Below are 13,810 nucleotides of genomic sequence, written 5' to 3' on the forward strand. Positions count from 1 at the left end.
GTCTACACCTTGAAGTGCAGCGCGTTGGTCAGGTCACCCATGGGTTTCTGGCCGCGTGCGACCATCGATTCGTCCCGCAGCTTGATGCCATCGAGTTTCTCCAGTTGGAACACCCGGGTGATCAGGCGCAGGATCGACGCCGTGTCATACACCGTATGGTCCACCGTGCCCTTGCGCGCGAACGGTGAAATCACCAGCGCCGGAATGCGCGTGCCCGGGCCCCAGCGGTCGCCTTTTGGCGGTGCCACGTGGTCCCACCAGCCGCCGTTCTCGTCGACGGTGATGATCACCACCATGTTTTTCCACTGCGGGCTTTCCTGCAGCATCTTCAACGTACGGGTGATATGCCGGTCGCCCGAAGCCACATCGGCGTAACCGGCGTGCATGTTCAGGTTGCCCTGGGGCTTGTAGAAACTCACCGCCGGCAGCGTGCCGGCCTGGGCGTCGGCCATGAAGTGGTTGGTGCTCGGGTCGTCGCCCAGGCCACCATCGCGCAGGCGTTTCTTGCGCTCTACCGGGTTTTCCGGGCCTTGCTGCTTGAAGTAGTTGAACGGCTGGTGGTGGTACTGAAAGCTCGGGATCTTCGGAATCGCTGCCGAATCTTTGTGCTCGTCGATCGTTGCCTGCCAAGCGCCGCCGTACCAGGCCCAGTCGACGTTCTTCTTCGACAGTTTGTCGCCGATGTGCTCGTGGGATTGTGGCACCAGTACGCTGGGCAGGTCCGGCTTGGCGTAGTCCGGACGTTCCGGGTCGCGGATCCAGGTGGGCCAGTAGGGCGGCGCCATGGTGTTCACTGCATAGCCATCGGGGGTCAATGCGCTCGGACCGAATTGCGGCGGGCCGGTCATCGCGCTGGCCGGGGATTTGTCCAGCGGCTTGAGGCGTGTGCCGGTCGGGTCGTCGCTCTGCAACGTGGCGATCTGCGACTTGGCCACTGAATTGGCGGCGTCCGGGTAGAACGGCACTTGGGCGCTGATCAGGTACTGGTGGTTGAGGTACGACCCGCCAAAGGCGCCCTGGAAGAAGTTGTCGCACAGCACAAATTCCCTGGCCACGTCCCACAGGCGCAGGGAATAGCGGGTTTGCGGGTAATGGCCGAAAGTCAGCGCGCCCGAGTCGGCCCAGGCGACGAAACGGTCGTTCTTGCCGCCGTTGATCTGCATTTGGTTTTGATAGAACACGTGCCACAGGTCGCGGGTGACCAGGGCCAGCGGCAGGTCTTCACCGTCAGGGCCTTTCAACGCGAAAGGCGCGTTGGGCAGGTGTTGCTGATATTGGGTGGCACTGGGGTAGACCACCCCGTCGATGGTCTGCGGGCCCAACTGGGTCACCCCGCCCCACACCTCAGGCAAAGTGTCCAGCAGGCTGCCGTCACGGTCGTGTTGCTGGTAGTCGGCGGGCTTGAGCGCGGAGAGCGGGCTCTCCACGCCGGGGAAGTCGGCAAACAGATTGTTGAAGCTGCGGTTCTCGCCGTAGATCACCACCACGTTTTTCACGTTGTCGTGCAGGGCCTTGTCCAGTTCTGCAGGAGTCAGTTCGCGGTCGACCGGCGAGCCCGGCTTGTCCGCCGTGCCACCGCAGGCGCTCAGGGTGGCTCCGGCGCCGAGTACGGCAACCCCGCCTAGAAAGCGCCGACGGCTGGAGTCGGGGAGGGTGTCGGAGGCGTTTTTGGAGGCGTTCTGGTCTTCTGTTTCGTCAGTCATCCGAGGCTTCTCACTGCTGTTTTTGGTTTATTTTATTTCTGGATGTTTCATTGAAATGGCGTGAAATATGGCAAAGCTTAAACGCTTCAGTCTATAAGGCGAGGCCTTAGGGCGTAAGGGAACTGTTTGTGACTGACGGGTTTTGTAACGCGACCGCGCTGCGACGCACTGATTTGCCCCTTGATCGGCGAGGTGCCGATCAAGGGGCAAGAGGCGTTGCCGGGCCTGGGTGAGAAGCTTAAGCAGGCAATATGACAGAAGCGTTTACGGCATCACCGGCGGCAAATATTTAAGCGTCGTGCCCAACGCCCACAGCAAAAACAGCACCAGCGGCGTATGCACCAGCAACTGCACAAACGAAAAACCGATCAAGTCCCGCGCCTTCAACCCCAGCACGCCCAGCAGCGGCAGCATATAGAACGGATTGATCAGGTTCGGCAGCGCTTCGGCGGCGTTGTAGATCTGCACCGCCCAGCCCAGGTGATATTCCAGGTCATTGGCGACCTGCATCACGTACGGCGCCTCGATGATCCACTTGCCGCCGCCCGACGGAATAAAGAAGCCCAGCACCGCCGAGTACACGCCCATCAACAGCGCGTAGGTGTCGTGGGACGCGATCGAGGTGAAGAAGGTCGAGATATGGTGGGCCAGGGTTGCGCCGTCACCACCTTTGACCACCGTCATCAGCGCCGCAATCGAGCCATACAACGGGAACTGGATCAGCACCCCGGTGGTGGTCGGCACCGCCCGGGCCACCGCATCCAGGAAGCTGCGCGGGCGCCAGTGCAGTAACGCACCCACCATCAGGAACAGGAAGTTATAGGTGTTGAGCCCCGAGATCGCGCTGATCGCCGGCTTGGTGGAGAACTCGTGGAACAGCCACCCGGCCGCCAGCAACGCCAGCAGGATGGTCAGCAACGGGCTGTGTTCCAGCCACTCGCCCGGGCGCGTCGGCGGTTGTGGCTTGGGCAGGTTGAAGGCTGGGTCGACACCGCAGGCCTTGGCGTCACGGGCGGAGTTCGGACCCGGCGCGGTGGCGTAGGCGATGATCAGCGAGACCACGATCAACGCCAGCAACAGCACGCCGGATTGCCACAGAAAGATCGTCTCGGTGAACGGGATCATCCCGGTGATCGACAGAATCGAAGGCGGCAAACTGGCCGGGTTGGCCTGCAACTGCGCTGCCGACGACGACAGCCCCAGCGCCCAAACGGCACCTAGACCGAGGTAGGCCGCAGCACCGGCCGCGCGATAGTCCATGCGCAAATCCGTACGACGGGCCAGTGCCCGCACCAGCAAACCGCCGAACACCAGGGACAGGCCCCAGTTGAGCAACGAGGCGACCATCGAAATCAGCGCCACCCACGCCACGGCAGAACGGCCGTTCTTCGGAATGCGCGCCAGGCGATCGATCAGTTTCACGGCGGGTGGGGAGCTGGCGACCACGTAACCGCCAATCACCACAAAGGCCATTTGCATGGTGAACGGGATCAAACTCCAGAAACCGTCACCAAAGGCCTTGGCGGCCTCGGTCGGCGCGGCGCCCATGCTCAGGGTCGCCACCGCGACAATGATCACGGCGAGGGCGGCAAACACCCAGGAGTCCGGAAACCAGCGCTCGGCGAAGTTTGAACAACGCAGGGCGAATCGGGCGTAGCGGCTGTCTTCGATAGCATCGGCCACGTTCAGTACCTCTATTTGTATTTATTATGGGGGCGGCAGTTTTGCTGCATGTTCCTCTACGGCTATTCATTTGGGAATGTAGTTATCTTCATTGATCAATGAGTAAAGCAAATATATCCAGCGTGATTGCCATCACTCGGCCCAGCTCATAACCTGCAGTCCATTTCGTTTGTCTGCCGAGCTTTCACATGACTGCCACCGCTTATCCACAGGCGCAGCGTTTCTCCCGCGCCGACTACAAAACCCTGGGCTTGGCCGCCCTGGGCGGGGCCCTGGAAATCTACGACTTCATCATCTTCGTATTTTTCGCGCTGACCCTCAGCCAGCTGTTCTTCCCGCCTGAAATGCCCGAGTGGCTGCGCCTGCTGCAAAGCTTCGGCATCTTCGTCACCGGCTACCTCGCGCGCCCGCTGGGCGGGATCCTGATGGCGCACTTCGCCGATCACCTGGGGCGCAAACGGGTGTTCAGCCTGAGCATCCTGATGATGGCGCTGCCGTGCCTGCTGATCGGGGTGATGCCCACCTACGCACAAATCGGTTATTTCGCGCCGTTGATCCTGCTGGCGCTGCGCATCCTCCAGGGCGCGGCGGTGGGCGGGGAAGTACCCAGTGCCTGGGTGTTTGTCGCCGAACACGCCCCGGATAATCATCGCGGCTATGCCCTCGGCTTCCTGCAAGCCGGGCTGACTTTCGGCTACCTGCTCGGTGCGCTGACCGCGACACTGCTGGCGCAAGTCTTCACCCCGGCAGAAATCCTCGACTACGCCTGGCGCTTCCCGTTTCTGCTGGGCGGCGTATTCGGCGTTATCGGCGTGTGGTTGCGGCGCTGGCTCAGTGAAACCCCGGTATTCATCCAAATGCAGGCCCGCCGCCAGGCCGGCGCCGAACTGCCCCTGCGCACCGTCTTGCGAGAGCACCGCAGCGCGCTGCTGCCGGCGATGATCCTCACCTGCGTACTCACCTCGGCGGTCGTCGTGCTGGTAGTCATCACCCCGACCATGATGCAGAAAACCTTTGGCATGAGCCCCAGCCACACCTTCGCCCTGAGCGCGCTGGGCATCGTGTTCCTGAACATCGGTTGTGTGTTGGCCGGGCTGCTGGTGGACCGTATCGGCGCCTGGCGCGCGGTGTTGGTCTACAGCCTGTTGCTGCCGGTGGGGATTGCCGTGCTGTATGCCAGCCTGATTGCCGGCGGCGTATGGCTGGGCGCGGCATATGCGATTGCCGGGTTGAGTTGTGGGGTGGTGGGCGCGGTGCCGTCGGTGATGGTCAGCCTGTTTCCGGCGCAAGTTCGGGTGTCGGGAATCTCCTTCACCTACAACATTGCCTATGCGCTGTGGGCGAGTACCACGCCGCTGATGTTGATCGCACTGATGCCCACCAGCCCATGGATCTGCGTGGGGTATTGTGTGGTGATGGGTGCGGTGGGCGCAGTGAGTGCGGCGCTTTTTGGCAAGCGCCGCACCCAGGCAGGATAAGGCTTACGTCAGGAAGTGCCACATCAGCAGCGTGCCGACCAAACCGACCACCGACACAATGGTCTGCAACACCGACCATACCCAAATCGTCTGCTTCAACTGCAAGCCGAAGTACTCACGCACCATCCAGAAGCCGGCATCATTGACGTGGCAGAAGAACACCGAGCCGGCACCAATCGCCAGGGCGACCAGTGAGCTTTGCGTCGCCGCCAACCCCGCCATCATCGGCGCGAGGATGCCCGCCGTTGTCGTGGTGGCGACGGTCGCCGAACCTGTGGCCTGACGCAGCGCTACCGCAATCAACCAGGCCAGCAACAGGTACGGCATGTGTGCGCCTTCGGCCACCTTGCTGATGGTCTGGCTCACGCCGGCATCCAACAGGGTTTGCTTCAACCCGCCGCCCGCGCCGATGGTCAGCAACAGCACCGCGATTGGCGCCAGCGCCTTGCGCAAGGTATTGCCGACATCGGCCCGCGGCATGCCGCTGGCCCAGCCCAGGCAAATCACGGCGGCAATCACCGCCAGGCCCAGCGCGATCAACGGCTCACCGAGGAATTTCAAGGTCAACGCCACCGGGCTTTCCGGCGACATGGCGACCTTGGCCAAAGTGCTGCCGAGCATCAGGATCACCGGCAACAGAATGATCAGCAGCGACACCCCAAAGCTCGGCTGGCGCGGGGCCTTGGGCGGTGCACTGAACAGCGCGCCAATGTCGGCCGGCTCGTCCACGTGCATGCGCTTGGACAGCCAGTTGCCGTACAACGGGCCCGCCAGAATCACGGCCGGTACCGCCAGGCAGAAGCCCAGCAACATGGTCAGGCCCAGGTCGGCGTGCAACGCGCCCACCGCAATCAGCGGGCCCGGATGCGGCGGCATCAAAGCGTGCAGGGTGGTCATGCCCGCCAGCGCCGGGATAGCGATTTTCAGCAGCGGCTGGTTCGAACGCTTGGCCATCACAAAGATGATCGGCACCATCATCACCAGGCCCACTTCGAAGAACAACGGCAAGCCAATCACCATTGCCACCAGCGCCATCACCCAGGGCAACGACTTGCCCTTGCCCAGCCCGAGCAGGGTGGTGGCGATACGGTCGGCAGCGCCGGACTCGGCCATCAACGCGCCGAGCATCGAGCCCAAGGCAATGATGATCCCGGCTTCACCGAGGATCGCCCCGGCGCCTTTGCTGAACGCCTTGGCCACTTCTTCCGGCGGTAAGCCGGCGCCGACACCGGCGATAAACGTGCCGATCAGGATCGACAGGAAGGGCGGCAGCTTGGTCGCGCTGATCAACACAATGATGCTGGCGATGGCCAGTAATACGCAGAACATGAGGCGGGTGTCGTGAACCATCCACGCGGCAGTCGATAACTCCAAAACGGGACTCCTTATCGAACAGGTTGGCTAATATGTTTCTTTTTGTTTCCTGCTCGAAAAGCATACCTGATACAACGGTTCCAGAGCGTTCATGTTCAATTTTGGTGCGCATGGCGTAACGTCCAGCTGACGGCGGGATGACAATTTCGCAACCCATGCCGGTGGTTTTGACCTATAGCTCTATGATCAACCGGACCACGACCCACGAGGACATTTCATGAGTGCAGGACACAGCCACGCCCAAGTACGCGCCGGTCACGAGCGGTTGTTATGGATCGCATTGGCACTTACCGGCAGCTTTATGATTGCCGAGGTGATCGGCGCCTTTATCACCGGCAGCCTGGCGCTGTTGTCCGATGCCGCGCACATGATGACCGATGCCTTGGCGCTAGGGATTTCCCTGGTGGCGATCCAGGTGGCCAAGCGCGCCGCCGACCGCAAGCGCACATTCGGCTATGCGCGTTTCGAAATCCTGGCGGCGGCGTTTAATGCGCTGCTGCTGTTCGGCGTGGCGTTCTACATCTTGTATAAGGCGTATCAACGCTTGCAGGCGCCCGCTGAGATCCAGTCCACCGGCATGCTGGTGATCGCGGTGCTGGGGCTGATCGTCAACCTGATTTCCATGCGATTGCTGAGTGCGGCCAGCGGCGAAAGCCTGAATGTGAAGGGCGCGTACCTGGAGGTCTGGAGCGACATGCTCGGCTCCGTCGGCGTGATCATCGCGGCGTTGGTGATCATGTACACCGGCTGGGGCTGGGTGGATTCAGTGGTGGCGGCAGCGATTGGCTTCTGGGTGTTGCCACGTACCTGGACGCTGCTCAAGGAAAGCATGAACGTGCTGCTGCAAGGTGTGCCGGACGGCATCGATATCGACAAGGTGGAGCAGGCGATTCGCGGCGTTCCCGGCGTCAAGGACGTGCACGATCTGCATATCTGGGCCCTCACCAGCGGCAAAAATGTGCTGAGCACTCACTTGGTGGCGGATTCGGCGCAAGTCACCGAGCAACAGATCCTCAGCCAGGTGACGGAGTTACTGCATGAACAATTCGATATTTCCCACGCCACGATCCAGATCGAAGGCGAAGGTTTTCAGCATGACGAGCACGACGAGGTGCACGCCTGACCGTCATTCACGGTCTTCCAGCACATAACCCACGCCGCGCAAGGTATGGATCAACTTGCGCTCGAACGGGTCATCGATCTTCGCCCGCAGGCGGCGGATCGACACTTCCACCACATTGGTGTCGCAATCAAAGTTCATGTCCCACACGAACGAGATGATCTGCGTGCGGGACAGCACCACGCCGCTCTGGCGCATCAGCAGGTGCAGCAGGGCGAATTCCTTGGTGGTCAGGTCGATGCGCTGCAGGCCGCGAAACGCCCGGTGGCGGCCCTGATCCAATTCCAGGTCGGCCACCCGCAACACATCCGGCACCGGCGAGTGCACGCTGCGGCGCATCAAGGTGCGCACTCGTGCGAGCAATTCGGGGAATTCAAACGGCTTGACCAGGTAATCATCGGCGCCCAGGTCCAGGCCCTTGATCCGGTCGGCGAGGCGGCCTTGGGCGGTCAGCATCATGATCCGCGTGCTGCTGTTCTGGCGGATGCGTTGCAACACATCCCAGCCATCCATCAGCGGCAGATTGACGTCGAGCATCACCAGGTCATAGGCGTGCTGGCGGGACAAATGCAAGCCGTCGGCACCGGTGGCGGCACAGTCGACGATATAGCCACTTTCACTCAATCCCTGATGTAAATAATCGGCGGTTTTAGGTTCGTCTTCGATGACCAGAATACGCATGTCGGGGATCCCGCTGGGCAGTGGAAAGTTGCCGGGAGCTTAAAGCAAAAGCCCGTGGCAGAGCCGTTGCTAACGGATTTGTAATGTTCTGGCCACTCCTCTGATAAGTACTGAAAGTTACATTGCCCACCTGTTAATTCATGGGCATGGAACTCTGGTTATGCCAACTTTTATAAGCACGTTCATTGGGCCCGCCGTTCTATTGCTGATGACGGTTCAGGGCGTCAATGCGCAAACCCTGACCCTCGAATCGGCCCTGCAAACCGCCTTCGCCAACAACCCGGACATGGCCGCTGCACAGTGGGAAATCGACATCGCCCAAGGCGGTCGCCAACAGGCCGGTTTGATCCCGAACCCGGTCGCCTCGTGGGATGCCGAAGACACCCGCCGCAACTCGCGCACCACCACCGTCAAGCTGAGCCAGACCCTGGAACTGGGTGGCAAGCGCGGCGCACGGATTGATGTCGCCACCCGCGCCCAGGAAGCCGCCGCACTGACCCTGGAGCAGCGCCGCAACGGACTGCGTGCGGATGTTATCGACGGTTACTACGGCGCGCTTCGGGCCCAGGAACGTCTCGACCTGGCCCAGCGCTCATTGGCATTGGCCGAGCGCGGCCTGGTGGTTGCCAACGGTCGCGTCACTGCCGGCAAATCGTCGCCAGTGGAAGCCACCCGGGCCCAGGTTCAGCTCTCGGAAATTCGCCTGGAATTCAACCGCGCGCAGATGGGCCTGACCGACGCCTATCGCCGCCTCGCTGCCAGTACCGGCGCGGCCAGTACCGACTTCCAGGCGGTCGCCACCCAAGCCCAGGCGGCACCTGAATTACCGCCGACCGCGCAGTTGCTGGGGCGTCTGGAGCAAACCGTCGAACTGCGTTTGGCCGAGCTGCAAATCGTCCAGGGTGAAGCGGCACTGGGCCTGGAAAAAGCCCAGCGCATTCCCGATCTCGACGTGTCCATCGGCAGCCAGTACGACGCCAGCGTACGTGAGCGGGTCAACGTGGTGGGCGTGTCGATGCCCATCCCGCTGTTCAACCGCAACCAGGGCAACGTGCTCGCCGCCAGTCGCCGTGCCGACCAGGCCCGCGACCTGCGCAACGCCGCCGAACTGCGCCTGCGCACCGAAACCCGCCAGGCCCTGGACCTCTGGCAAACCGCGAATACCGAAGTGCGCTCGTTCAACCAACAGATCCTGCCCGCCGCCCAAAGCGCCGTGGACAGCGCCACCCGTGGCTTCGAAATGGGCAAGTTCAACTTCCTCGAGGTGCTCGACGCCCAGCGCACCTTGATTGCGGCCCGCACCCAATACCTCGCGGCGACCGCCCAGGCCACTGAAGCCTGGGTGCGTATCGAACGGATTTACGGCGACCTCGCCCGGTTTTGAATTTCCAGGAGCATTCCATGAACAACACACAAAGTAGGGCACTGGCCATTGCGCTGGGGCTGATGCTGGCGTGGCCGGCCATCAGCGGTGCGGCAGAGGCGGAAGAAGAAGGCAAAATCGAGCTGACCGAACAGCAGATCCAGGCCGCCGGCATTCAACTTGCCCCGGCGCAATCCCGGCAGATCAGCACCGTGCTTTCACTGCCAGGCGAGGTGCGTTTCGACGAGGACCGCACCTCCCACATCGTCCCGCGTGCCGCTGGCGTAGTGGAGTCGGTGAAGGTCAACCTCGGCCAATCGGTAAAGAAGGGCGAGCTGTTGGCGGTGATCGCCAGCCAGCAGATTTCCGATCAGCGCAGTGAACTGGCAGCCAGTGAGCGCCGGGTTGTGCTGGCCCGCACCACCTTCCAGCGCGAACGCCAGTTGTGGCAGGACAAAATCTCTGCCGAACAGGATTACCTGCTGGCGCGTCAGGCGCTGCAAGAGGCCGAAATCGCCCTGAACAATGCGCGGCAAAAGATGAGCGCCCTGAGCGGCAGCGCTGTGTTGGTCGGCGGTAATCGCTACGAATTGCGGGCGCCGTTCGACGGCGTGGTGGTGGAAAAACACCTGGGTGTCGGCGAAGTGGTGAGCGAGACCAGCAACGCCTTCACCCTCTCGGACCTGTCCCAGGTGTGGGTCACCTTCGGCGTGTTCCCCAAGGATTTGAACAAGGTCCGAGTCGGCAAACCGGTGAAGGTCACCTCCTCGGAAATGGGCACCGAAGTGCTCGGCACCGTGGCCTATGTCGGCAATTTGCTGGGGGAGCAAACCCGCACGGCCACCGTGCGCGTCACGGTGCCGAACCCCGACGCTTCGTGGCGTCCAGGGCTGTTCGTCTCCGTGCAAGTTGCCACCGACACTTACCAGGCCAAGGTCACGGTCCCGCAGGAAGCGATCCAGACCGTCGAAGACAAACCCTCGGTGTTCGTGCGCACCGGCGACGGCTTCATGACCCGGCATATCGAACTGGGCGTCAGCGAAAACGGTTTCGTCGAAGTCCGCCAGGGCCTCGACGCCGGTGCGCAGGTGGCCACCGTCGGCAGCTTCATCCTCAAGTCCGAGTTGGGCAAGGCCTCGGCCGAGCACGCCCATTGACCCTGCGAGTGATTTCCCATGTTTGAGCGCCTTATCCAATTCGCCATCGAGCAGCGCATCATCGTGTTGCTGGCGGTGCTGTTGATGGCCGGTGTCGGCATCGCCAGTTATCAGAAATTGCCCATCGACGCAGTGCCCGACATCACCAACGTCCAGGTGCAGATCAACTCGGCGGCGGCGGGGTTTTCGCCGCTGGAAACCGAGCAGCGCATCACCTTTCCCATCGAAACCGCCATGGCCGGGCTGCCGGGGTTACAGCAGACCCGCTCGCTGTCGCGCTCGGGCTTGTCCCAGGTCACGGTGATTTTCAAGGACGGCACCGACCTGTTCTTCGCCCGCCAACTGGTCAACGAGCGCTTGCAAGTGGCCCGCGAGCAATTGCCGGATGGCATTGAAACCATGATGGGGCCGATTTCCACCGGGCTCGGGGAGATTTTCCTGTGGACCGTGGAGGCGAAAGATGGCGCCCGCAAGGAGGACGGCTCAGCCTATACGCCGACTGATCTGCGGGTGATCCAGGATTGGATCATCAAGCCGCAACTGCGCAATGTGCCGGGCGTGGCCGAGATCAATACCATCGGCGGATTTGCCAAGGAATACCAGATCGCCCCGGACCCCAAGCGCCTGGCGGCCTACAACCTGACCTTGGGCGACCTGGTCACGGCGCTGGAGCGCAACAACGCCAACGTCGGCGCCGGTTACATCGAGCGCAGCGGCGAGCAATTGCTGATCCGTGCGCCGGGGCAAGTCGGGTCCATCGACGACATCGCCAACATCGTGATCACCACCTCTGACGGTACGCCGATTCGCGTGCGCAACGTCGCCCAGGTCGATATCGGCCGTGAGTTGCGTACTGGCGCCGCCACTGAAAATGGCCGCGAAGTAGTGCTGGGCACGGTGTTTATGCTGATCGGTGAAAACAGCCGCACCGTGTCCCAGGCGGTCGCGAAAAAACTCGAAGAGATCAACCGCTCACTGCCTGACGGTGTGGTCGCCGTCACCGTCTACGACCGTACCAACCTGGTGGAAAAAGCCATCAGCACCGTGAAGAAAAACCTCTTCGAAGGCGCACTGCTGGTGGTGGCGGTGCTGTTCCTGTTCCTTGGCAACATCCGCGCCGCGCTGATCACTGCGATGGTGATTCCCCTGGCGATGTTGTTCACCTTTACCGGGATGTTCACCAACAAGGTCAGCGCCAACCTGATGAGCCTCGGCGCCCTGGACTTCGGGATTATCGTCGATGGTGCGGTGGTGATCGTCGAAAACTCCATCCGCCGCCTGGCCCATGCCCAGCAGCGCCACGGGCGATTGTTGACCCGCAGCGAGCGCCTGCATGAAGTGTTCGGGGCGGCCAAGGAGGCGCGGCGCGCGCTGATCTTCGGGCAACTGATCATCATGGTGGTGTACCTGCCGATCTTCGCCCTCACCGGGGTGGCCGGGAAGATGTTCCACCCGATGGCGTTCACCGTGGTGATCGCGCTGCTGGGGGCGATGATTCTGTCCGTGACCTTCGTGCCGGCAGCGATTGCGCTGTTCGTCACTGGTAAGGTCAAGGAAGAAGAAAACCTGGTGATGCGCACCGCACGTCGCGTCTACGCGCCGGTGCTGGATTGGGTGATGGCGCGCCGCCCGTTGGTGTTCGGCCTGGCGGTGCTGACCATCGTCGTGTCGGGTGCGGTGGCCAGTCGCATGGGCAGCGAATTTATCCCCAGCCTGAGCGAAGGTGACTTTGCCCTGCAGGCCATGCGCGTTCCGGGCACCAGCCTCACGCAATCGGTGCACATGCAGCAACAGTTGGAAAAAACCCTGATGGCCGAAGTGCCGGAAATCGAGCGGGTATTCGCCCGCACCGGCACCGCGGAAATCGCCTCCGACCCGATGCCGCCGAACATCTCCGACAGCTACGTGATGCTCAAGCCCAAGGACCAGTGGCCGGATCCGAAGAAGTCCCGCGAGGCGATCATTGCTGACATCCAGCGTGCCAGCGCGATTGTGCCGGGCAGCGTGTATGAACTGTCGCAACCGATCCAGCTGCGCTTCAACGAGCTGATATCCGGGGTGCGCAGCGACGTCGCGGTGAAGGTGTTTGGTGACGACATGGCGGTGCTCAACAAGACCGCCGGGGAAATCGCCGAGACCTTGCAAACCCTCAAGGGCGCCTCGGAAGTGAAGGTGGAACAGACTTCCGGCTTGCCGGTGCTGACCATCAATATCGACCGTGACAAGGCCGCGCGCTTTGGCCTGAACGTGGGTGATGTGCAAGACACGATTGCCGTCGCCGTGGGTGGGCGCCAGGCCGGAACGATGTACGAAGGCGACCGGCGTTTCGACATGGTCGTGCGTTTGTCCGACGCCCTGCGTACCGACATCGAAGGCCTGTCGCGGCTGTTGATCCCGATTCCGGCATTGGCGAATAACGCGGCGGGGCAGTTGGGGTTTATCGCGCTGTCGGAAGTCGCCAGCCTGGACCTGGTGCTCGGCCCCAACCAGATCAGCCGCGAAAACGGCAAGCGTTTGGTGATCGTCAGCGCCAACGTGCGTGGGCGGGATATCGGCTCGTTTGTCGAGGAAGCCGGGACTGCCATCGGCACCCAGGTGAAAATTCCTGCGGGCTACTGGACCAGCTGGGGCGGCCAGTTCGAGCAGTTGAAGGAGGCCTCCGAACGCTTGCGCATCGTGGTGCCGGTGGCGTTGCTGCTGGTGTTCGGGCTGTTGTTCATGATGTTCAACAACCTCAAGGACGGGCTGCTGGTGTTTACCGGGATTCCCTTCGCGTTGACCGGTGGGATCATGGCGCTGTGGCTGCGGGATATTCCGCTGTCGATCTCGGCGGGCGTGGGCTTTATCGCGCTGTCGGGAGTGGCGGTGCTTAACGGGCTGGTGATGATCGCGTTCATACGTAGCCTGCGGGAGGAAGGGCGCTCACTGTCGGTGGCGATTAACGAAGGCGCCCTGACGCGCTTGCGCCCGGTGTTGATGACGGCACTGGTGGCGTCGCTCGGGTTTATCCCCATGGCCCTCGCCACCGGCACCGGCGCCGAAGTACAGCGCCCGTTGGCGACGGTGGTGATTGGCGGGATTATCTCGTCGACGCTGCTGACCCTGCTGGTATTGCCGGCGCTGTATCACTGGGCGCATCGGCGTGAGGAACAGGAAGACCGCGTGATGTCTGACCAATAACCTGTGGCGAGGGAGCTTGCTCCCGCTGGGCTGCGCAGCAGCCCCAACACTGGTGACCTATTTTCAGCTGA

Annotated in this window: 9 protein-coding genes; 5 read left to right on the forward strand and 4 right to left on the reverse strand. The window is 62.1% G+C overall.

Translation table 11 applies throughout. The features are described 5' to 3' along the window. Positions 1 to 2 precede the first annotated feature (2 nt). Positions 3 to 1,703 (reverse strand): acid phosphatase, encoded by a 1,701-nt coding sequence (locus ACA046_RS04280; protein ID WP_497675959.1) that lies wholly within the window; start codon positions 1,701 to 1,703, stop codon positions 3 to 5. 264 nt (positions 1,704 to 1,967) lie between these two features. Then, a complete protein-coding gene (locus ACA046_RS04285; protein ID WP_497675960.1) occupies positions 1,968 to 3,386 on the reverse strand; it encodes a short-chain fatty acid transporter in 1,419 nt (472 codons plus the stop codon). A gap of 188 nt (positions 3,387 to 3,574) precedes the next feature. On the opposite strand from ACA046_RS04285, the gene ACA046_RS04290 reads away from it, so the two are divergent. Then, positions 3,575 to 4,864, forward strand: a complete 1,290-nt coding sequence (locus ACA046_RS04290) for an MFS transporter (protein WP_459026026.1) — start codon at positions 3,575 to 3,577, stop codon at positions 4,862 to 4,864. Between the two features lie 3 nt (positions 4,865 to 4,867). On the opposite strand, the gene ACA046_RS04295 is transcribed toward ACA046_RS04290, so the two are convergent. Further along, positions 4,868 to 6,238 (reverse strand): GntT/GntP/DsdX family permease, encoded by a 1,371-nt coding sequence (locus ACA046_RS04295; protein ID WP_023659163.1) that lies wholly within the window; start codon positions 6,236 to 6,238, stop codon positions 4,868 to 4,870. 217 nt (positions 6,239 to 6,455) lie between these two features. Here ACA046_RS04295 and ACA046_RS04300 point away from each other — a divergent pair, with 217 nt between their 5' ends. Beyond that, positions 6,456 to 7,361 (forward strand): cation diffusion facilitator family transporter, encoded by a 906-nt coding sequence (locus ACA046_RS04300; protein ID WP_497675961.1) that lies wholly within the window; start codon positions 6,456 to 6,458, stop codon positions 7,359 to 7,361. Between the two features lie 3 nt (positions 7,362 to 7,364). On the opposite strand, the gene ACA046_RS04305 is transcribed toward ACA046_RS04300, so the two are convergent. After that, on the reverse strand, positions 7,365 to 8,039 hold the full coding sequence (locus ACA046_RS04305) for a heavy metal response regulator transcription factor (RefSeq protein WP_008437506.1): 675 nt from the start codon (positions 8,037 to 8,039) through the stop codon (positions 7,365 to 7,367). A 160-nt stretch (positions 8,040 to 8,199) separates the two neighbouring features. Between ACA046_RS04305 and ACA046_RS04310 the strand changes: the two genes are divergently transcribed. From ACA046_RS04310 to ACA046_RS04320, 3 genes are read left to right on the forward strand one after another with little or no spacing between them, the layout of a single operon-like run. Then, the gene (locus tag ACA046_RS04310) at positions 8,200 to 9,423 is read left to right on the forward strand and encodes a TolC family protein (protein ID WP_445572674.1); all 1,224 of its coding nucleotides are present in this window, start codon (positions 8,200 to 8,202) and stop codon (positions 9,421 to 9,423) included. 17 nt (positions 9,424 to 9,440) lie between these two features. Next, complete coding sequence (locus ACA046_RS04315) at positions 9,441 to 10,559, forward strand: efflux RND transporter periplasmic adaptor subunit (RefSeq protein ID WP_497675962.1); 1,119 nt, start codon at positions 9,441 to 9,443, stop codon at positions 10,557 to 10,559. Positions 10,560 to 10,577: 18 nt separating this feature from the next. Then, positions 10,578 to 13,739, forward strand: a complete 3,162-nt coding sequence (locus ACA046_RS04320; protein WP_497675963.1) for a CusA/CzcA family heavy metal efflux RND transporter — start codon at positions 10,578 to 10,580, stop codon at positions 13,737 to 13,739. Positions 13,740 to 13,810: the final 71 nt, after the last annotated feature.

This window comes from Pseudomonas sp. LBUM1641 (genome assembly GCF_059716235.1).

Bases quoted from the DNA above. Each gene is read 5' to 3' on its own strand.
- ACA046_RS04320 (WP_497675963.1), top strand. From the start codon at position 10,578: ATGTTTGAGCGCCTTATCCAATTCGCCATCGAGCAGCGCATCATCGTG.
- ACA046_RS04310 (WP_445572674.1), top strand. From the start codon at position 8,200: ATGCCAACTTTTATAAGCACGTTCATTGGGCCCGCCGTTCTATTGCTG.
- ACA046_RS04280 (WP_497675959.1), bottom strand. From the start codon at position 1,703: ATGACTGACGAAACAGAAGACCAGAACGCCTCCAAAAACGCCTCCGAC.
- ACA046_RS04290 (WP_459026026.1), top strand. From the start codon at position 3,575: ATGACTGCCACCGCTTATCCACAGGCGCAGCGTTTCTCCCGCGCCGAC.
- ACA046_RS04300 (WP_497675961.1), top strand. From the start codon at position 6,456: ATGAGTGCAGGACACAGCCACGCCCAAGTACGCGCCGGTCACGAGCGG.
- ACA046_RS04315 (WP_497675962.1), top strand. From the start codon at position 9,441: ATGAACAACACACAAAGTAGGGCACTGGCCATTGCGCTGGGGCTGATG.
- ACA046_RS04305 (WP_008437506.1), bottom strand. From the start codon at position 8,039: ATGCGTATTCTGGTCATCGAAGACGAACCTAAAACCGCCGATTATTTA.